The organism is Gordonia sp. p3-SID1431, from assembly GCF_025143765.1.
Taxonomy (GTDB): Bacteria; Actinomycetota; Actinomycetes; order Mycobacteriales; family Mycobacteriaceae; genus Gordonia; species Gordonia hongkongensis.
This window is the reverse complement of the sequence record NZ_JAMBDT010000011.1, coordinates 1-20,266: the sequence shown is the minus strand read 5'-3', so window position 1 is coordinate 20,266 and position 20,266 is coordinate 1. Positions and strand designations below refer to the sequence as shown.

Annotated in this window: 14 protein-coding genes; 7 read left to right on the top strand and 7 right to left on the bottom strand. The window is 68.9% G+C overall.

Features of this window, described 5'->3' with window-relative positions; genetic code table 11:
• Positions 1–30: 30 nt before the first annotated feature.
• From M4D77_RS04840 to M4D77_RS04825, 4 genes are all read right to left on the bottom strand, one after another.
• Positions 31–2,052, bottom strand: a complete 2,022-nt coding sequence (locus tag M4D77_RS04840) for an NAD(+) synthase (RefSeq protein WP_259935659.1) — start codon at positions 2,050–2,052, stop codon at positions 31–33.
• A 66-nt stretch (positions 2,053–2,118) separates the two neighbouring features.
• The gene (nadE, locus tag M4D77_RS04835; protein WP_259935676.1) at positions 2,119–2,943 is read right to left on the bottom strand and encodes an ammonia-dependent NAD(+) synthetase; all 825 of its coding nucleotides are present in this window, start codon (positions 2,941–2,943) and stop codon (positions 2,119–2,121) included.
• Positions 2,944–2,964: 21 nt separating this feature from the next.
• Positions 2,965–3,459, bottom strand: coding sequence for a histidine phosphatase family protein (locus M4D77_RS04830; protein WP_065629727.1), 495 nt, complete (start codon positions 3,457–3,459; stop codon positions 2,965–2,967).
• Positions 3,456–3,749, bottom strand: a complete 294-nt coding sequence (locus M4D77_RS04825) for a hypothetical protein (RefSeq protein ID WP_065629726.1) — start codon at positions 3,747–3,749, stop codon at positions 3,456–3,458. The genes M4D77_RS04830 and M4D77_RS04825 overlap by 4 nt, the downstream gene beginning before the upstream one ends.
• A 115-nt stretch (positions 3,750–3,864) precedes the next feature.
• Between M4D77_RS04825 and M4D77_RS04820 the strand changes: the two genes are divergently transcribed.
• Positions 3,865–4,758, top strand: coding sequence for a DMT family transporter (locus tag M4D77_RS04820; protein WP_065629725.1), 894 nt, complete (start codon positions 3,865–3,867; stop codon positions 4,756–4,758).
• Between the two features lie 25 nt (positions 4,759–4,783).
• Here M4D77_RS04820 and M4D77_RS04815 read toward each other — a convergent pair whose 3' ends face one another.
• On the bottom strand, positions 4,784–5,224 hold the full coding sequence (locus tag M4D77_RS04815; protein ID WP_058253830.1) for a flavodoxin domain-containing protein: 441 nt from the start codon (positions 5,222–5,224) through the stop codon (positions 4,784–4,786).
• Between the two features lie 159 nt (positions 5,225–5,383).
• On the opposite strand from M4D77_RS04815, the gene M4D77_RS04810 reads away from it, so the two are divergent.
• From M4D77_RS04810 to M4D77_RS04795, 4 genes are all read left to right on the top strand, one after another.
• Complete coding sequence (locus tag M4D77_RS04810) at positions 5,384–6,916, top strand: CoA-acylating methylmalonate-semialdehyde dehydrogenase (protein ID WP_259935658.1); 1,533 nt, start codon at positions 5,384–5,386, stop codon at positions 6,914–6,916.
• 6 nt (positions 6,917–6,922) lie between these two features.
• Positions 6,923–8,104 (top strand): acyl-CoA dehydrogenase family protein, encoded by a 1,182-nt coding sequence (locus M4D77_RS04805; protein ID WP_259935657.1) that lies wholly within the window; start codon positions 6,923–6,925, stop codon positions 8,102–8,104.
• Between the two features lie 79 nt (positions 8,105–8,183).
• Positions 8,184–9,053: a 3-hydroxyisobutyrate dehydrogenase gene (gene mmsB / locus M4D77_RS04800; protein WP_259935656.1), complete on the top strand. Its 870-nt coding sequence runs from the start codon at positions 8,184–8,186 to the stop codon at positions 9,051–9,053.
• Between the two features lie 132 nt (positions 9,054–9,185).
• Positions 9,186–10,058: a type IV toxin-antitoxin system AbiEi family antitoxin domain-containing protein gene (locus M4D77_RS04795; protein ID WP_159371388.1), complete on the top strand. Its 873-nt coding sequence runs from the start codon at positions 9,186–9,188 to the stop codon at positions 10,056–10,058.
• 59 nt (positions 10,059–10,117) lie between these two features.
• Here the strand turns inward: M4D77_RS04795 and M4D77_RS04790 are convergent, their stop codons facing one another.
• Positions 10,118–10,621 (bottom strand): MarR family winged helix-turn-helix transcriptional regulator, encoded by a 504-nt coding sequence (locus tag M4D77_RS04790; protein WP_259935655.1) that lies wholly within the window; start codon positions 10,619–10,621, stop codon positions 10,118–10,120.
• A gap of 72 nt (positions 10,622–10,693) precedes the next feature.
• The gene (locus tag M4D77_RS04785; RefSeq protein WP_259935675.1) at positions 10,694–11,290 is read right to left on the bottom strand and encodes a TetR/AcrR family transcriptional regulator; all 597 of its coding nucleotides are present in this window, start codon (positions 11,288–11,290) and stop codon (positions 10,694–10,696) included.
• Positions 11,291–11,341: 51 nt separating this feature from the next.
• On the opposite strand from M4D77_RS04785, the gene M4D77_RS04780 reads away from it, so the two are divergent.
• Together M4D77_RS04780 and M4D77_RS04775 are read left to right on the top strand one after the other, a co-directional pair.
• Positions 11,342–11,833, top strand: a complete 492-nt coding sequence (locus tag M4D77_RS04780; protein WP_259935654.1) for a DUF4188 domain-containing protein — start codon at positions 11,342–11,344, stop codon at positions 11,831–11,833.
• A 642-nt stretch (positions 11,834–12,475) separates the two neighbouring features.
• The coding region (locus tag M4D77_RS04775) for a non-ribosomal peptide synthetase (protein WP_259935653.1) at positions 12,476–20,266 on the top strand (7,791 nt) is incomplete at its 3' end.

The window sequence follows — 20,266 nt, the reverse complement described above, 5'->3', positions numbered from 1 at the left end:
AGCTTGCGCAGGGCGCGACCACCCGCCGCACTAGCCCCCGGCGAGCTGGTCCAGCCAGACCCGCGCCGACGCATCCGAGGGTGAACGCCAGTCGCCGCGCGGGGACAGCGACCCGCCCGATCCGATCTTGGGGCCGTTGGGCATCGCCGAGCGCTTGAACTGATTGCCCATGAACCGCTTCAGGAACACCGCGAGCCAGTGCTCGATGGTCGCGGTGTCGTACTCGTTGCGCTTGTCCTCGGTCAGCAGATCCGACCACGGGCCACGGCTGCGGTCACCCCACGCCTGCCGCGCGAGATAGGCGATCTTGCTCGGGCGATAACCGAAGCGCGTCAGGTGATAGAGGAAGAAGTCGTGCAGCTCGTAGGGGCCGACGGTGTCCTCGGTGCTCTGGATCCGGCCGTCGTCGCCGGCGGGGACGAGTTCGGGGGAGATGACGTCGTCGAGGATCTCGACCAGCGTCTCGGTGGTCTCGGCGGTGTGGTGCCCGCTGGTGATCATCCACCGGATCAGGTGCTGGATCAGGGTTTTCGGCACCGACCCGTTGACGTTGTAGTGCGACATCTGGTCGCCGACGCCGTAGGTGCACCATCCGAGCGCGAGTTCGGAGAGGTCGCCGGTCCCGAGCACGATGGCGCCGTTGGCGTTCGCGAGCCGGAACAGGTGTGAGGTCCGCTCACCGGCCTGCACGTTCTCGAAGGTGACGTCGTAGACCTTCTCGCCGCGCGCGTACGGATGGTCGAGGTCGGCGAGCATCTGCTCACAGGACGGCCGGATGTCGATCTCCGCGCCGCTCACCCCGAGCGAGTTCATCAGCGCGTGGGCGCGCCGCAGTGTCGGGCCGCCGGTCGCGAAGCCGGGCATCGTGTAACCGAGGATGTTGGTGCGCGGCAGACCGAGTCGATCGAAGGTGTCGACCGCGACCAAGAGTGCGAGCGTCGAGTCCAGCCCGCCGGACACCCCGATGACGATCTTCTCCAGACCCGTCGAGCGCAGTCGTTGGGCCAGTCCCTGGACCTGGATGGAGCGGACCTCCGCGCAGCGTTCGTCGCGGTCGGCGGAATCTGCTGGGACATAAGGGAATCGGGGAACCACCCGCCGGACGACATCGTCGTCGGACAGGTCGCCGAAGTCGAAACCGATGCGACGCAACGACTTCAACCGGTCGGAGTGATCGCCGACCTGGTCCCGGAGGCTGATCATCCGCATGCGTTCCTGCCGCAGGCGGTCGAGATCGATGTCGGCGGTGATGATCTGGTCGATCGTCGCGAACTGTTCACTGCGGGCGAGGAGCGAACCGTTCTCGGTGATGAGGGCATCGCCGTCCCAGGCGAGGTCGGTGGTCGACTCGCCGTACCCGGCAGCGACGTACACGTGGGCCGAGATGGTCCGCGCGGAATGCCCGGTGCACAGGTTGGTGCGGTAGCTCTCCTTGCCGATGGTGACCGGGCTGCCCGACAGGTTGGCCAGCACGGTCGCGCCGCCGAGAGCTGCCCATGTACTCGGTGGGATCGCCACCCAGCCGTCTTCGCAGATCTCGACGAACAGTGCGAAACCCGGCAGGTCGCGGGCCTCGAACACGAGATCGGCACCGAACGGGACCTCGTCGTCGCCGATCCGCACGGTCGTGGGGACCGCGTCGCGCGCCGCGGCGAAGAAGCGCTGCTCGTAGAACTCGCGGTAGTTCGGCAGGTACGACTTCGGGACCACCCCCAGGACCGCGCCGTCGTGGATCACGGCGGCGCAGTTGTACAGGCCGTCACCCACGCGCATCGGCAGTCCGACGCAGAGAACCGGCTTCAGCCCGGCACTGGCCGTCACGATGTCGTCGAGTGCGGTGCGGCAAGCGTCGAGGAGGGCGTCCTGGTGGAAGAGGTCGTCGACGCTGTACCCGCACAGCCCGAGTTCGGGGAAGACGACCAGGCAGGCGCCGTCGTCAGCGGCCTGCGTCGCCAGTTCGACGGTGCGCGCGGCGTTGACCGCGGGTTCGGCGAGCGTCAGGACAGGTACGGCTCCGGCGACGCGGGCGAATCCGTTTGCGTAGACAGACACTCCGACACCCTAATCGCGGACAGGCCGTCGTGCGGGGTCCGCCGAACGCGCCGGCCGGGTGCAGCGCTAGGACCGCCACCACGTGTCGTCGACCTCGACGGGGGTGGTGCGCTTGTGCCGGTTGCGGTGCCAGGCCGCCTCGATCTTCTCCGCCGCGTCCTCGGGGATCTCGCGCCCCTCGAGGTAGTCGTCGATGTCGTCGTAGCGCAGGCCGAGTTCGTCCTCGTCGGTCTGTCCGGCCTTCTCGTCCAGCAGGTCGGCGGTCGGGACCTTCTCCCACAGCTGCTGCGGCGCATCCAGGTGGCGCAGGAGGGCACGCCCCTGCCGCTTGTTCAGGCCGGAAAGCGGCAGCACGTCGGCCGCACCGTCGCCGTGTTTGGTGAAGAAGCCGGTGACGTTCTCGGACGCATGATCGGAGCCGATCACCAGCAATCCGCGGTCACCGGCGAGGGCGTACTGCGCGACCATGCGGTGCCGCGCCTTGGCGTTGCCCTTGGTGAAGTCGGTGAGCCGGGTGCCGGTGGCCTGTTCGATCTCGTCGTCGAGGGCATCCACGCCGGGTGCCACGTTGACGGTCACGACCTCGTCGGCGCCGATGAACTCGAGGGCCGCGGCCGCGTCGTCCTCGTCGTGCTGCACGCGGTAGGGCAGCCGCACGCCCATGAAGGTCGCGTCACCGCCGTCGGACCGGATGCGTTCGGCGGCGAGCTGGGCGAGCTTCCCGGCCAGGCTGGAGTCGACGCCGCCGGAGATGCCGAGTACGTAACCCCTGGCGCCGGTGGCGCGGAGGTAGTCGACGAGGAATCCGACCCGCCGCTCCACCTCCTCGCCGGGGTCGATCGAGGGCTTCACGGCGAGGGCGTCGATGATGGTTCGCTGGATCTCACGCATGGTCCCAGTGTGCGCCATCGGTCACTCCTCGCGTGGGATCCGCACGCCGACGAGGTGGGCTTCGGGGTCCGGGGCCATCCCGATCCGGTCCCACTCGTGGGAGATGCCGACGACCGCATAAGCCGAGGTGGGGAAGCGTTCGATGTACCCGTGCGGATCGAGCGTCAGTGCGGTCGACGGCATCCCGGGCTCATGGCCGACGACGAGGACCGTCCGCGCGTCGGCGGGCGCGTGGACGCGGAGGGCCTCCAGGATCTCCTCGGGCGCGCCGCCGTAGATGTCCTCGACGAAGGTCACGGGCGCATCGATGCCGGTTCGGGCGAGCGTCTGGCGCGTTCGCGTCGATGTCGAGCACAGCACCGCGTCGATCCGCAGGCCCTCATCGGCCATCCAGCGCCCGGCGAGGGCGGCCTGCCGATCGCCGCGCTCGGCCAGCGGACGGTCGTGGTCGGGCGTCGCGGGCGGATAACCCGACTTGCCGTGCCGCATCAGGACCAGCGTGCGGGTCCGGCTCATGCGGCGCCGTGCCGGCCACGGTCCCGGGCGTGGGATTCGGACCCCGACTCGGCGCCGATCATCCGCAGGACCCGCACGGTCGCGCGCCAGGCGGCGGCCTCCTGGCGGAGGTAGGCCGCGTGCTCGTCGTGACCGCGGGCCTCGGCCTCGTCGGCGGCGACGTCGAACTCCAGGTACTCGTCCACGGCACAGTCGATGAGCTCACCCACCGAGGTGCAGTCGGTGCAGGCCACCTCGATCGCGGCGGCGTCGAGGGTGGCCAGTCGTTCCAGATCTGACCGATAACGCATGGGTTCGAATCTACGTTGTCCGGGCAGGCCGTTGGTGTTACGACACCGTCGATGTCGCCCGGGGCGACCCCGGCCGGGACCGCGACCGCGGCTCACCGCCGTTACCCTGGGGATCGTGCACACCTGGGTACCCGCGCTCCTCGCGGTGCTGGCCGCGTTGTTGATCGCCGCCGGTACCGTGTTGCGCCAGCGCGCCTCCCGGGTCAACGGTGCGATCACCCCGGGATGGTGGGCCGGAGCGGCGATCGCGCTGTGCGGCTTCGGTTTGCAGGCCTCGGCACTCGGACTCGGCTCGATCCTCCTCGTGCAACCCCTCGTCGTCCTCGCCGTGCTGTTCGCCCTTCCGCTCGAGGCGTGGGCCGATCACCGACATCCGGCCCGCATCGAGTGGGCCTGGGGCGGGGTTCTCGTCGCGTGCGTGGTGACGTTCCTGATCGTGGCGCGTCCCGAACCGTCGATGCGACGCCCCGATGCTCTCCTGCTGTGGGGCACCGTGGGAGCGGTCATCGGCGTCGTGGTCGCGCTGGTGATCCTCGCCCACCGCTCGAGTCCGCACTACAAGGCACTGTTCTACGGGCTCGTCGCCGGCATCCTGTTCGGCGTGTCGGCGTTGCTGGTGAAGACCGTGATCTACCAGATCACGCACCACTTCTGGCGTACCTTCGTCCACCCCGAGATCTATCTCTTCGTGCTGGTGGTGGTCTGCGCCATCCTCGCCCAGCAGATGGGGTTCGGGGCCGGTGATCTGCAGACGTCGTTCCCGTCGATGACCGTCGCCGAGCCGGCCGTCGCGATGGTGCTCGGTGTGCTGCTGCTCGGTGAGAATCTGAAGGTATCGGTACCGACCGCGCTGTTCCTGGGGATCGTGCTCGCGATCATGGTGCGCGCCGTATGCGAACTCGCGAAGCTGTCGGCCGTGCGCGGATACGAGCAGGCCGTGGCGGCGGAGGAGTCCGCCGCAGCCGACGCGGGCCCGGCGGCGGGCGCGACGTCGCGACCAGCGGGTTGACCGGCCGCGTCGACGTCAGGCGTGCTCAGATCTCCTGGGAGATTCCCTCGGCCCACTCGGCGGCCTGTTTCGCCGGCTTGATGGGCGAGGAGTTGTCGTGGCGGGCGTGCTCGCCGACCTGGACCGCGCCGCGCTTGGTGAGCATCTCGGCGACGATCTCGCCGCCGCGGTTGAACGTGTCGTAGATCGAGTCCCCGAGACCGAAGACCGCGAAGCGGAGACCGGTGAGGTCGGGGTTCACGCTCTCGAGTTCGTCGGCGAAGGGCTCGGCACCGGTCGGCAGCTCGCCTTCGCCGTAGGTCGAGCACACGATGACGAGGAAGTCCTCGGGGTCGAGGTCCTCGACCGCGTACTCGCTCATGTCGTAGATCGACGGATCGTGGTCGGCGGCCAGCGTGTCGGCGATGGCGTCGGCGACGAGCTCACCGTTCCCGGTTTCGGTTCCGTAGAGGATGACGACCGACATGTGAACTCCTCTCGACGTCGGCGTTTTCGCTAAGCGAGGGTAGCCTAACCCGCCCGTCGAGGCGAAATCCCAGTTGAGAGGGGTTGGAAGAAATACTTGGATGTCCTACTATGTGGTGACACCGGCCATACCCCCCCAACGAAGTCGAAGGTGATCTCCGTGTCCGCTCCTGCTGTCCCCTCGATCCCGCACTACCTGAACGGCAAGCGCGTCACCGCCGAGGGCGGCCGCTTTGCTGACGTCTTCAATCCGAACACCGGCGCCGTGCAGTCCCAGGTTCCGCTGGCGTCCACCGACGAGGTCGCCGCCGCGATCGCGACCGCATCGGCCGCGCAGAAGGAGTGGGCCGCCTGGAACCCGCAGCGCCGCGCCCGTGTCCTCATGCGGTTCGTCGACCTGGTGAACAAGAACGCCGACGAGCTCGCGACCACGCTGTCGCTCGAGCACGGCAAGACCCACGCCGATGCGCTCGGCGACATCCAGCGCGGCGTCGAGGTGATCGAGTTCGCGATCGGCATCCCGCACCTCATCAAGGGTGAGTTCACCGCGGGTGCCGGCGGCGGCATCGACGTGCACTCCATCCGTCAGCCGCTCGGGGTCGTCGCGGGCATCACCCCGTTCAACTTCCCGGCGATGATCCCGCTCTGGAAGGCCGGGCCCGCGCTCGCGTGCGGCAACGCCTTCATCCTCAAGCCCAGCGAGCGCGATCCGTCCGTGCCGGTGCGTCTCGCCGAGCTGTTCACCGAAGCCGGCCTGCCCGACGGCGTGTTCCAGGTCGTCCACGGCGACAAGGAAGCGGTCGACGCGCTGCTGACCCACCCGGACGTCAAGGCGCTCGGCTTCGTCGGCAGCTCCGACATCGCGCAGTACATCTACTCGACCGCGGCCGCCCACGGGAAGCGCTCACAGTGCTTCGGTGGCGCCAAGAACCACGCGATCATCATGCCCGACGCCAACCTCGACCAGGTCGTCGACGCGCTGATCGGTGCGGGCTACGGCAGCGCCGGTGAGCGCTGCATGGCGATCAGCGTCGCGGTCCCGGTCGGCGAGCAGACCGCAGACCGGTTGCGCGCCAAGCTGATCGACCGGGTCAACGCACTGCGCGTCGGTCACAGCCTGGACCCCAAGGCCGACTACGGCCCCCTGGTCACCGCCGCCGCCCTCGAGCGGGTCCGCGGGTTCATCGACAAGGGTGCCGAGGAAGGTGCCGAGGTCGTCATCGACGGACGTGAGCGCGCCAACAACGAGCAGACCTTCGGCGACGAGGACATCTCGAAGGGCTTCTTCATCGGCCCGACCCTGTTCGACCACGTCACCAAGGACATGACCATCTACACCGAGGAGATCTTCGGACCGGTCCTGTCGATCGTGCGTGCCGGCGACTACGAGGAGGCCCTCGCGCTGGCGTCGGACCACCAGTACGGCAACGGTGTCGCGATCTTCACCCAGGACGGCGACGCCGCCCGCGACTTCACGGCCCGCGTCGACGTCGGCATGGTCGGCGTGAACGTGCCGATCCCGGTTCCGGTGGCGTACTACACCTTCGGCGGATGGAAGCGCTCGGGCTTCGGCGACCTCAACCAGCACGGCCCGGCGTCGATCCAGTTCTACACCAAGACCAAGACGGTCACGACGCGGTGGCCGTCGGGCATCAAGGACGGCGCCGAATTCGTCATCCCGACGATGGACTGATCGGCGTTGACGACTTTCGCCGACGCCGCACTCGCCCGGCTCGACGGTGACGAACGTGTCATCGTCGAGACCGCGGCGGGTTTCGCGGCCAAGAAACTGGCGCCGTTCGCGCTCGAATGGGATGCCACGAACCACTTCCCGGTCGACGAGTTGCGTGAGGCGTCGGAACTCGGGATGGGTGCCATCTACTGTTCGGAGGACGCCGGCGGCAGTGGCCTGCGGCGCCTCGACGGGGTGCGCATCTTCGAGCAACTGGCGTACGCCGATCCGGCCGTCGCGTCGTTCCTGTCCATCCACAACATGTGCACGTGGATGGTCGACGAGTACGGCACCGACGAACAGCGTTCGACCTGGGTGCCGCGCCTGGCCACGATGGAGACGGTGGCGAGCTACTGCCTGACCGAGCCGGGTGCCGGCTCCGACGCGGCGGCGCTCGCCACGCGTGCCGAGCGGTCCGGCGACGAGTACGTGCTCACCGGGGTCAAACAGTTCATCTCCGGGGCCGGGTCGTCGGACCTCTACGTCATCATGGCGCGCACCGGTGACGCCGGACCCAAGGGCATCTCCACGTTCTTGGTCGAGAAGGACTCGCCCGGACTGAGTTTCGGGGCCCAGGAGCACAAGATGGGCTGGCATGCGCAGCCCACCGCCCAGGTCATCCTCGACGAGGTGCGGGTGCCCGCGGGCAACCTCCTCGGTGGCACCGAGGGCATCGGGTTCGGCATCGCGATGAACGGTCTGAACGGCGGCCGCATCAACATCGCGGCGTCGTCGCTCGGTGGGGCGCAAGCCGCCTTCGACAAGGCGGCGGCCTATGTCGCGAGTCGCCGCGCCTTCGGGAAGGCGCTCATCGACGAGCCGACGATCCGGTTCACCCTCGCCGACATGGCCACCTCGCTGCAGGCGTCCCGGCTCATGTTGTGGCAGGCGGCGACGGCGCTCGACGACGGCGCGCCCGACAAGGTCGAACAGTGCGCAATGGCGAAGCGTTTCGTCACCGACACCTGCTACGAGGTCGCCGACCAGGCGCTGCAGCTGCACGGCGGATACGGGTATCTCACCGAGTACGGAATCGAGAAAATCGTCCGCGACCTCCGTGTGCACCGCATCCTGGAGGGGACCAACGAGATCATGCGGGTCGTGCTCGGCCGTTCGATCGCGACCCGCTACCGGTCCCTCGCCCCCTGAGGTGCGAGGAGCGTTAGCGACGAGCCTCGAAGGGCTGACACTTCGCTTTAGACAACCACTTTCGTAGGAAGCAGAGACAATGACGACGATCGCCTTCCTCGGCCTCGGCAACATGGGTGGCCCGATGGCCGCCAATCTGGTGAAAGCCGGTCACACCGTCCGCGGTTTCGATCCGGTACCCGAGGCGGTGAAGACCGCACAGGACAACGGGATCGAGACCTTCCCGGCCGCGATCGAGGCCGTGTCCGCCGCCGAGGTCGTGATCACGATGCTGCCGAACGGCGGCATCGTGAAGAAGCTGTATGACGAGATCCTGCCGGCAACTCCGACCGGAGCCCTGTTCATCGACTCGTCGACGATCTCGGTCGACGACGCGCGGGACATCCACCAGCGCGCCACCGAGCACGGCTTCGCACAGGTCGACGCCCCGGTCTCGGGTGGGGTGAAGGGTGCCGTCGCCGGCACCCTGGCGTTCATGGTCGGCGGCGAGGACGAGGCCTTCGCCGCAGCGCGCACGACCCTGGATCCGATGGCGGGCAAGATCATCCACTGCGGTGCCGCGGGTGCCGGCCAGGCCGCCAAGGTGTGCAACAACATGGTGCTCGCCGTCCAGCAGATCGCGGTGGGGGAGGCCTTCGTGCTCGCCCAGAAGCTGGGCCTCGACGACCAGGCGCTCTACGACGTGATCACCGGCGCCACGGGCAACTGCTGGGCCGTCGAGACCAACTGCCCCGTTCCCGGGCCGGTCCCCACCTCGCCGGCGAACAACGACTTCAAGCCGGGCTTCGCGACCGCCCTGATGAACAAGGACCTCGGTCTCGCGATGGACGCCGTCGCCAGCACCGGCGCCCGTGCGCCGTTGGGTACCCACGCCGCACAGCTCTACCGCGGATTCGCCGAACAGCACGCGGACCTCGACTTCAGCGCGATCATCACGTCACTTCACTAGGTCGTTCGCCGACCTCACGAGATCCCGTTGCGTTGGTTCCCGGTTTCCGGGACGGAACGCAACGGGATTTCTGCTAGCAGCGAGCAGTACGGCAGGGTGCAACCGTAGCGGGCGCCCGTGCGTCCAAGTCGGGTGAACGAACTCGATGTGTTGATCAGTACCCATGACGGCGTCGTCTCCACGCACGAGGCGACCGCGAAGGGCGTGAGCCGGTCGGCGATCGGCCGCAGGCTGGATTCCGGTGCGTGGGTCGCGGTGGCTCGCGGCGTGTACCTGGTTGCGGGACACCACCGATCGGCGCGGGCACAGGCACGGATTGCGGTGCTTTCGGTGGGTCGCGAGGCTGTGCTCGGTGGAGTGGCCGCGGCGTGGTGGCTGGGTCTTCATCCGAAGGAACCGCGAAAGCACCTGGTGTTCACGGCGTCGCGCGGGCGTCATGCCCGGTCGTCGGCGACGGCGGTGGTGCGCCATCGCGATCTGGCAGAGGTAGATGTGACGACACACGACGGTTTGCGTGTCACGACTGCCGGGCTGACCGTCCTCGATGCGTCCGCCGACCTGGGCGTCACCGTGATCGATGCGGCGCTGTTGTCGGGCGCGGTGAAGCGGGCCGACCTCGGCGACGCGCATGCGCGGTATCCGAAGCGACACGGCGCGCCCGCGGTGGCGCACTACCTCGAGCTCGTCGACGATGGTGCGCGGTCGGAAGCTGAGCGGGTCGTGGTGGGGCTGTTCCGCGAGGCGGGTGTCGACGGCTGGACGGCCAACCTCGCGATGTGTGGCTACGTCATCGATTTCGCCTTCACGGCAGCGAGGCTCGCGGTCGAGATCGACGGGTTCGGATTCCATCGGGACGTCGAGACGTTTCAGCGAGACCGCACGAAACGCAACGCGCTCGTCGCTGCCGGCTGGACCGTTCTGAACTTCACCTGGGCGGACCTCATCGAGCGTCCTGAACAGTTCGTCAGCGCGGTCACTGATGCCCTGTCGCGACTCGCGAGCTGATCGGATTGCGTTGTGTCCCGCTTTCCGGGATCAACCGCAACCCGATCGGGGATGAAACGTCAGAAGTCCCCGTTGTGCTTGCGAAGTGACTGGATGGCGCCGACGAGGCCGGTCATCTCGTCGTCGGACATGCCGACGTTGCCGAACACCTCGCGGTTGAGGGTCTCCGTGGCGTCGCCCACCGTCTTGCGGCCGAGGTCGGTGATCTCGACGAGCGTGGTACGTCCATCGGTGGGGTGCGGGACGCGGCGGACGAGCCCGCCCTCCTCGAGGCGACGGATCGCGTGGGTCACGCTGGTCACGTGGACCTGGAGCCGGTCGCTGGCCTTGGTGATCGGCAAGGACCCCTGACGCGAGAACGCCAGCAGGCGGAGCAGTTCGAAGCGGGAGAAGCTGAGATCGAACGGACGCAGGGCGGCCTCGACACGGGCGAGCAGGATCTGATGGGCGCGCATCACCGACGTCACCGCGACCATGCCGTCGGCGACCTCGCCCCACCCCGCCTGGGTCCAGTTGTCCCGTGCTTCGGCGATGGGGTCGAAATCCATGCTGCGCCCTGCCATACCGACACCCTAGTGGGGTGTCTCCGAAGGAGGCGAGACGTACCGATGGTGAGCGTGCCCTCGTCCGGCCGGTCAGGCACCAGGAGTTCGCCATCCGTCGATGATGGCCGTCGCCGCGGCCATCGGGTCGGCGCCGGCCGGGTAGTTGCCGGACAGGAGCAGGGTCGCGGTCCCGTGCACCTGTGCCCACAACGATGCGACGACGGTGTCGATGTCCGCGGTGCGGAGTGCGCCCGAGGAGATGGCTCGCTCGACTCCCTCGCGCAACGGCGTGATCGCACGGGTCGCGGCCGAGCGGGTTTCCTCGGTGCGCTCGACCCCGGCGAGCACGTCCCCGAACATCAGCTCGTAGAGGCGCGGATTCTCGAGCGCCCACCCGACGTAGGCGACCCCCAGGCCGGCGAGCGTCGCCGGGTCGGTTGCGGCGACGCTCGCGGAGCGCTGGGCCCGCGCGAACGAATCGAAGGCCCGCACCAGGATCGCGCGGGACAGGCCCTCCTTGTTGCCGAACAGCGAGTAGACGGCGGTGGTGGAGGTGTCGGCGGCGCGAGCGACCTCCCGCACCGACAGCGCACCGATGCCGTCGGCGGCCACCATGCGAACCGCCTCGTCGAGGAGCCGGACACGGACGTCTTCGGTGTGGGATCGGGGTCTTGCCATGTCCACGATAGTTTCATAACATCGTTTCGTAACAACGTTACGCAAGGTCTTGGAGGTTTCATGTCCGGTCGCCGAGCCGCCCGCATGACCAACGACACCCCGCCCCCGGGCACGACGGTGTTCTTGATCGGGATGCGGGTGACGCGACCCTGGCGTGTACGCGCCTGGTTGCCGGTGCTGACATCGATGTCCCGGATGCTGATCCACCTCCGGCGCCGACCGGATGCGGGCATGCTCGACGCGCGCCTCTATCTGGGCGGTTCGCCGATGGCGTTGTCGTACTGGCGCAGCGCCGACGATCTCCGACGGTTCGCGTCCGACCCCGACGCCCCGCATCTGTCCATGTGGCGGTGGTTCAATCGCGAGCTCGCCGACACCGACTCGGTCGGGATCTGGCACGAGACCTATGTCATCGGCGAACACGAGACCATCTCGAGCGGGATGCCCCCGCAGGGCCTGGCCCGGGCGGTCGGGTGGCACCCCGTGGGGCCGGGGACCGCAACCGGCGCGGCTCGGTTGACGCGTAACCGGCCGGCCCCGCAACGTGGCTGACCCATGGCAGCTGCGTTCGCATTTTGTCGTTCATCAGTCGTGTCGTGTCAGCGAATGACGTCGACGATCATCTGGTTCCGAGTCGTCGACATCGGGGCCGTTTTCCCGATGAGTCCGGTTCGGCGCCAAACGCTGAACATGGATAAACGATTCGTTAGCAATGACACCTAAATAAGCCCCGTCCATTCTGGGCGATTTGTGTGAGAAGGGCGTGATGGACCGATTGATCGGTCGCCCGAAAGAACAACTGCTCGTTGTGGTTTGACAGCCTACGTGTGAAGAATGAATCCACATTCGCTTGCCGAATGAGCTGAACTGAAAATCAGAGACACGGGCGGAAATCCACTCCTTTCGAAAAACTCATCCGAATGGACCATCGAATTCTTCGTGACCATTCCGAGACGTATTTTGTCATTCATTACCTCGACTTTACTGGCCTTTTGCCTTTGCCGAAAAGGGATGTCGGCGAATGTTAATCGGGAGTATGGTCCGATTTGTCGACGGGGCGACAGCTCTCCAGGGGGGGCTTATCTGGCTTGATCTCGCGCGGGTTGTGAATTGTCCATCCCGTGGTCTGCGGGGGGCGCCCGGGTGGTCCTGATACCCGGACGAGTGCGATCGATACGAACGCATGGAGGCCTCGTGACCATCTCAGACAAGGATCTCGTCACCCCGTCCGCGCACTCCTCGTCGACTGGGATGCCGGCCGATGACCATCCCACGGAGACGACCGGGGCCGCCACGCCGGCGAGACCGGATCCCGGTGTGGAGTCACTTCCGCTGTCCGCCGCGCAGCGTGGCATCTGGTTCGCCCAGCATGTCGCCGGTGACCTGCCGATCTCGGTGGCACAGTACGTCGACATCGACGGCGAACTGGACACCGAGTTGCTGACGGAGGTCTGCCTGACCACCGGGCGGGAGTTCGGCTCGGGGCACCTGCGCCTGGTCGTCGTCGATGGCGAACCGCGGCAATACGTCGCCTCCCAGAGCGCTCCGGTGAGCACCGTGGATCTGCGCGGCGAGGCCGATCCGACCGCGACAGCGCACCGGCTGATGCTGCTCGACTACACGAGACCGCTCGACCTGCTCACCGACGACCTGATGACGAGCATCGTCTACCGCGTCGGGGACGCGCACTACATGTGGTACCTGCGGGCGCACCACATCGCGCTCGACGGATTCGCCGCGGTGACGATGGTCCGGCGGATCACCGAGCTGTACAACGCGGCCGTTCGCGGCGATCCCGCGCCGCCGTCGAAGGCGAGCGACATCGCCGACATCATCGCCCAGGACGCGTCCTACCCCGGGTCGACTCGTCACGACAACGACCGCAGGTACTGGAGCGACCATCTCGACGGCGCCCCGCCGGTCGTCACCCTGGCCGGCCGGCACGGCAAGCCGACGCTGCACCCGATCCTCGTGAGCGCGCCGATTCCCGCGGAGACGGCCGCGCTCCTCGATGCGGCCGCGCAGGAGGGAGGTGGCGTGACCCCGGTGATCGTCGCGGCGTTCGCCGCGTACCTCGCGCGGATGACCGGCAGTGCCGAAGTCCTTCTCAGCCTTCCGGTCTCGGGTCGCCACTCCGCCGTGCTGCGCCGGTCGGGCGGGATGGTGGCCAACGTCGTGCCGCTGCGTGTGCCGGTCGCCGGCCGCACGCTCGGCGACGTGGTGACCTCCGTGCAGGGGGAGTTGCTGAGTGCTCTGCGGCGGCAGCGGTACCGGCAGGAGGACATCTTCGCCGACATGGGGATGGCCCGAGACGAGTCGGCGTCCTTCGGGCCGGCGGTGAACCTCATGATGGTCGACAGCGAGGTCGTGCTGGGTGAGGTCACCGGGCGGCTGCACGTATTGACCTCGGGTCCGACGTCCGATCTGTTCGTCAACATCTACCCGGGCGCGGGAAAGAGCAGCACGCACATCGACTTCCAGGGCAACCCGAACATCTACACCCCGGACGAGCTCACCGGGCACCACCGTCGCTTCCTGATGTTCCTGCACGCATTCCTCGGCGGGGCGTCCGACGATCGCGTGGGACAGCTCTCGTTGCTCGACGAGCATGAGCGGGCGACATTGCTCCCCGTGCGGGGCGCGCGTTGCGCCCCGCCGCGGGTACTCGCCGACATTCTCGCCGAAACGGTTGCGCGACAGGGAGAATCTACCGCGGTGTGCGCGTCCGGGCGTTCGATGACGTATCGCGAACTCGACGCCGCCTCGTCGCGCCTCGCGCGGCGCCTGCTCGCCGCGGGCTGCGCGCCGGAGGAGTCGGTTGCCATCCTGCTGCGACGGTCCCTGGGCACCGTCGTGGCCGTCTGGGCGGTGGCGAAGACCGGTGCCGCGATCGTGCAGGTGGATCCGGAATACCCGCGAAAGCGCATCGAGCACATCTTCGCCGACAGCGGTGCCCGTGCGGCGATCACCGTCGACGAGTTCGCCGAGCGGGTGCCCCCGTCGGCTGTCCGGATCGACCTCGGCGACCTCTCGCCCGACGGGAACACCGACGGCGCCTCGGGCGGCGGCTTCGACGACTCGCCGGCTCCGTCGCGGGCCCGGCTCGAGAACGTCGCGTACATGACCTACACGTCCGGTTCGACCGGCGTGCCGAAGGGCGTGCAGGTCACCCACTCCGGGTTGGCGAGTCTCATCGCCGATCGCACCCGCGCCTATGGCCTCGCGCCGGCGTCCCGGGTCTCCTACGCGCTCTCCCCGAGCTTCGATGCGTCGATGGAACAGCTGCTGACCTGCTTCGCAACCGGATCCGCCCTGGTGATTGTGCCTCCGGAGGTGATCGGCGGCGAGCGGCTCACCCAGTTGCTCGCCGAGGAGGAGGTCACCCACCTGACCCTCACGCCCGCGATGCTGGCGACCATCGAGCCGGAATCGCTGACCCGGATGCAGACCGTCGTCGTCGGCGGCGACCGATGCGCACCGCACGTGGTCGAACGGTGGACCCGGTCGGCGACGATGATCAACGAGTACGGGCCGACCGAGTCGACGATCACGGCGGCGAGTGCGGTGGTCGAGCCCGATGCAGACGTCACGGTGGGCGGCCCCATCCGCGGTACGTCGGTGATGGTCCTCGACCACGCACTGCAACCGGTGCCGATGGGAACCGCAGGCGAGCTGTACCTCGCCGGCCCGGGGCTGGCTCGCGGCTACGCGCGCCTGCCCGGTCAGACCGCGGCACGTTTCGTGGCCCACCCGCACGGCGCGCCGGGCGAACGGATGTACCGGACCGGCGATCTCGCCCGCTGGGTCGGGGCGGGGACCGCGCCGTCGCTGGAGCTGTTGGGCCGCACCGACTTCCAGCTGAAGATCCGTGGGTACCGGATCGAGCCCGGTGAGATCGACGCCGCTCTCACCGGGCACGCCCAGGTGGACCAGTCCGTCACCGTGCCCGCGCTCAACCTCGCCGGCGCGACCGTCCTGGCGTCGTACGTGGTGCCGGCGACGGGACAGCGGGTCGAACCGGCGGAGCTGGAGCGATTCGCACGCGAGTGCCTGCCGCCGCATCTGGTCCCGTCCGTCATCACGATCCTCGACGCCCTGCCGCTGAATGCGTTCGGCAAGGTCGACCGACGAGCCCTGCCCGCGCCCGTGTTCGCATCCGCGCGATCGGGGCGGCCGCCGTCGACTCCCCGGGAATACCGACTGGCGCAACTCTTCTCCGAGGTACTCGGGGTGGCCGAGGTGGGTGCCGACGACAGTTTCTTCGTCCTCGGCGGCGACAGCATCCTGTCCATCCAGCTCGTGGCGCGGGCGAAGGCGAGCGGGCTCGCGTTCACGACCCAGGATGTGTTCGAGCACAAGACCGTCGCCGCGCTGGCCGCGATGGCTTCCGACGTCTCCGACGACGCCGGACTGCGCGAGTTGCCCGGCGGCGCCGTCGGCTCCATCCCGCTGTCACCGATCATGCACGCGATGCTCGAACGCGGTCCCGTCGACCGGTTCGGACAGGCCGCGCTGGTCGAACTCCCGGATGCCGCCGGGCGCGACGAACTGGTGCGCACACTGAGCGCGGTGCTCGACCGGCACGACATCCTCCGGGCCACGCTGGTCGACGATCTCGCCGACCAACCCCACGTGGTGGTCCGCCCACCCGGTGCGGTCGACGCCGACGACGCGCTCGAGCACGTGTGGCTCGACCGACGGGACGCCGACGAGATCGACCGTCACCTACAGGCCGCGGCCGATCGCCTCGACCCACGCGCCGGCGTCCTGGTGCGGTTCGTGTGGATGCAGCACCCCGACCGCACCGCGCCCGACCTGATGTGGCTGGTCATCCACCATCTGGCCGTCGACGGGGTCTCCTGGCGCATCCTCCTCGCCGACCTCGTCACCGCCTGGCACCAGATCCGCGGGGGCGCGGTGCCGGACTTCGGCCCGCCGACGACGTCGGTCCGGCGCTGGGTCCACGGCCTCGTCGAGCAGGCGCCCGTGCGCGCCGCGGCCGAACTCGACCGATGGGCGGAGATCTTCGAGCCGGGCGACCGGTTGCTCGGACGCCGCGCGCTCGACCCGGATCGAGACATCGTCGCCACCGCCGGACGCATCCGGATGCGGATTCCGGCGGATGTGACCGAGGCGGCGCTCACCACCATCCCCGCGCGGTTCCACGGCGGTGCCAACGATTCGTTGCTGGCCGCGCTGGCCCTGGCGCTCGCGCACTGGCGACGTCGGCGCGGGCAGGCCGACGGCAGCGAGTTGATCGCCCTCGAAGGCCACGGTCGCGAGGAGGCCGCGGTACCCGGCGCGGACCTCACCTCGACGGTGGGGTGGTTCACCTCTCGCTTCCCGGTCCGGCTCGAATTGCACGGCGTCGACGTCGAGGACGCCCTCACCGGTGGTCCGTCGGCCGGACTGGCGATCAAGCAGATCAAGGAACAGCTGCGGGCGGCCCCCGACCACGGGATCGGCTACGGCATGATCCGATATCTCGACCCGGCCGGCCGCGACGAACTGGGCGACCGGCCCGAACCCCAGATCAGCCTCAACTACCTGGGCCGGATGGGGACCGGCGAGCACACCGGTCCGTGGATGCCGGCGCGCGATTTCGACGCGTTGGTCGGGACCGGGCACCCGTGGATGGCGTTGCCCGCCGTCATCGACATCAATGCGATCGCCGAACCGGGTTCGGCCGGTGTCGAACTCGACGTCGGCTGGGAGTACGCCGCGCTGGTGCTCGACCGGGTCGACGTCGAGGAGCTGGCCGGCCTGTGGGTGCAGGCCCTGAAGGGTCTCGCCCAGCACGTCCGGTCCGGGACGGCCGGCGGCCACACGCCGTCGGACTTCCCGCTGGTCTCGACCACCCAGGCCGACATCGATCACTGGACCGCCGCCCATCCGTCGATGGTCGACGTGTGGCCGCTGACCGCGCTGCAGTCCGGACTGCTGTTCCACGCGACCTACGACGCCGCCGCCGTCGACGGGTACACGGTGCAGGCCGAACTGCGACTCGGCGGGCGGCTCGAACCGGACCGGATGCGTCGGGCGGCGCAGGCGCTGATCGCCCGGCACGACAGTCTCCGCGTTGCATTCGTCGAGACCGGCGCCGGGCCGCGGCAGATCCTGCTCGACGACGTGACCGTCGACTGGTCGGACTCCGACCTCACCGGGATCGCCGACGCCGACGACCGGGACCGTGCACTGCGTCGTCTCATCGCCGGGTCGGCGGCCCCCTTCGACCTGGCTCGGCCGCCGCTGCTCCGTTTCCACCTCATCCGGTTGACGCACGACACCGAGAACCCGGGTGGCGACGAGTTCCTGCTGTCGATCACCAACCACCACATCGTCCTCGACGGGTGGTCGATGCCCGTCGTCATCTCCGAACTGCTGCAGTTGTACCTGGCCGACGATGACGCCGACGGCGCTGCCGGGCTTCCCGCACCCAGGACGTTCCGGGACTACCTGCAGTGGCTGCACACCCGCGACCACGACGCCACGGCACGCGCGTGGCAGGAGACCCTCGCCGGCATCGAGAGTCCGACGCGACTCACCGGCGCCGCGGAGCGCGACGCGACGGCCGAGGTCGACGAGACCGCGCTCGATCTCGACATCGCGACGACGGAGGCGATCGCGGGTCTCGGGCGCGCCCACGGGGTGACCGCGAACACCTCGATCCAGGTGGCGTGGGCGATGCTGCTCTCGATCATGACGGGCCGATCCGATGTGGTCTTCGGCAACACGGTGTCCGACCGTCCCGCCTCCATCCCGGGCATCGAGCAGATGATCGGGCTGTTCATCAACACCCTCCCGGTGCGGATCCGGCTCGACCCGGACGAGCGGGTGATCGACCTGCTCACGAGAGCGCAGTCCGAGCAGGCGGCGATGCTCGGCCACCGCGACATCGGCCTCGCCGAACTCCAGCGGGTGACCGGGGTGGCCGACATGTTCGACACCGCCACGGTGCTGGAGTCGTACCCGGTCGACCCGGACGAGATCAACCGCATGCTCGGCGACGCGGGACTGCGGTGGAACGGCCTGGCCGCCCACGACGCGACCCCGTACCCGGTCAGCCTCCAGGTCACCCCGCCCCGGCCCGGACGGGCCGACCAACCGGCCGCCGATCGGCCCGGCACCTACGAACTGGTGGTGAAGTACGCCGTCGACCGCCTCGACCGGGAGTCCGCCGAGGTACTGCTCGAGCGGTTCGTGCTGTTGCTGCGCCAGATCGCCGCCGAACCGGGCCGCAAGGTCGCCACGCTGGCATCCTGTTGGGACACCGAACGATCCGCCCTCTGTCCGATCGAGGGTCCGCCCGCCGTGTCGCCCCGCCTACTCCGGGACATCCTCGCCGACACCGCGCGACGACACCCCCAGGCACCGGCGGTGCGCGCCGACGGCGTCACGATGACATATCGCGAACTCGTGCGCCGCAGCAACCGGCTCGCCGACGAGCTCGCCGCCCGCGGCGCCGGACCGGAGACCTCGGTGGCCCTGGCGATCCCGCGGTCGGCCGCGCTCATCGTGGCGATCTGGGCGGTCGCCCGGACCGGAGCGGCCTTTGTCGCCGTCGACCCGGGCAATCCGGCCTACCGCATCGCCGAACTGCTCGCCGACGCGCGGTCCACGATCGGGGTGACAGTCGACGCCGTCGTCCCGAATCTCCCGGACAGCGTCGAGTGGCTGACCCTCACCGGACCCGGCTCGCTCCCGCTCGGTACCGACGACTCGCCACCGCTCGGTACCGACGACTCGCTCCCGCTCGGTACCGGGGACCCGCTCCCGCTCCGGCCGGACAACGCGGCCTATCTGATCTTCACGTCCGGCTCCACCGGCCGGCCGAAGGCCGTCCACGTCACCCATCGCGGCCTCGCCGACCTGGTGGTCGAGTACGCGGAATCCTTCGCGGTGGAACCTGATTCGACGGTCCTGCAGGTCGCGTCCCCCGGCTTCGACGCCTGCGTGTCGGAGGTGTTGGTCGCGCACAGCGCCGGCGCCTGCCTGGCCGTCGCGCCGCCGGAGATCTACGGCGGTGCCGACCTCGAGGACCTGCTGCGGACCGAGCGGGTGTCCCACGCCATCATCACGCCGACGGTGCTCAACACGATGGACCCGTCGCGTCTGCCGGAGCTGCGGATCGTCGCGGTGGTCGGCGAGGCGACGGGCGCGGACATCGTCACCCGGTGGTCGCCGGGTCGTCGGCTGATGAACCACTACGGACCCACGGAGACCACGATCTGGGCGACCGGCGCCGACGATCTCCGGCCCGGGGAGCCGGTGACGATCGGGGAACCGATCCGGGGAGTGTCGGCGTTCGTGCTCGACACCTGGTTGCGGCCGGTGCCGGTCGGAGTGGTCGGCGAACTCTACCTCGGTGGTCCCGGTCTGGCGCGTGGCTACTTCGACCGCGCAGGCGTCACCGCGACGAGGTTCGTGGCCGATCCCGTACGCTCCGCCGGCGAACGCCTCTACCGCACCGGCGATGCCGTGCGCTGGATTCGCACGGACGGCGCCCTGCGGCTGGATTATCTGGGGCGCAACGACCAGCAGGTGAAGGTCCACGGCCTGCGCATCGAGACCGGGGACATCGACGCCCATCTCGCGCGCATCGCCGGCGTCGCGCAGGCGGCGACCGTGCTCCAGCGCGGACCGGCGGGTCGTCCGGTCATCGTGTCCTACGTCGTGGGGACGCCGGACGAGCCGATGGACGTGCATGCGCTGCACGACGACCTCGCGAACACCCTGCCGCATTACATGGTTCCCGCAGCGATCGTCGAGCTGGAGTCGATGCCGGTCACCCGGTCGGGGAAGGTCGACACGAAGGCGCTGCGGCAGTGTGAGTTCCGTGCCGAGAGCGGGGGCGGCCGCCCGCCGGAGACACCGGCCGAGCGCGTCATCGCCGCGCTGTTCGCCGAGGTACTGGAGCTCGACGACGTCACCGCCGACGACAACTTCTTCACGCTCGGGGGCGACAGCATCGTCTCGATGCAACTG

Coding starts and splice junctions, on each gene's coding strand:
- nadE (WP_259935676.1), bottom strand. CDS start 2,943: ATGCGTGAGATCCAGCGAACCATCATCGACGCCCTCGCCGTGAAGCCC.
- M4D77_RS04830 (WP_065629727.1), bottom strand. CDS start 3,459: ATGAGCCGGACCCGCACGCTGGTCCTGATGCGGCACGGCAAGTCGGGT.
- M4D77_RS04825 (WP_065629726.1), bottom strand. CDS start 3,749: ATGCGTTATCGGTCAGATCTGGAACGACTGGCCACCCTCGACGCCGCC.
- M4D77_RS04815 (WP_058253830.1), bottom strand. CDS start 5,224: ATGTCGGTCGTCATCCTCTACGGAACCGAAACCGGGAACGGTGAGCTC.
- mmsB (WP_259935656.1), top strand. CDS start 8,184: ATGACGACGATCGCCTTCCTCGGCCTCGGCAACATGGGTGGCCCGATG.
- M4D77_RS04790 (WP_259935655.1), bottom strand. CDS start 10,621: ATGGCAGGGCGCAGCATGGATTTCGACCCCATCGCCGAAGCACGGGAC.
- M4D77_RS04780 (WP_259935654.1), top strand. CDS start 11,342: ATGTCCGGTCGCCGAGCCGCCCGCATGACCAACGACACCCCGCCCCCG.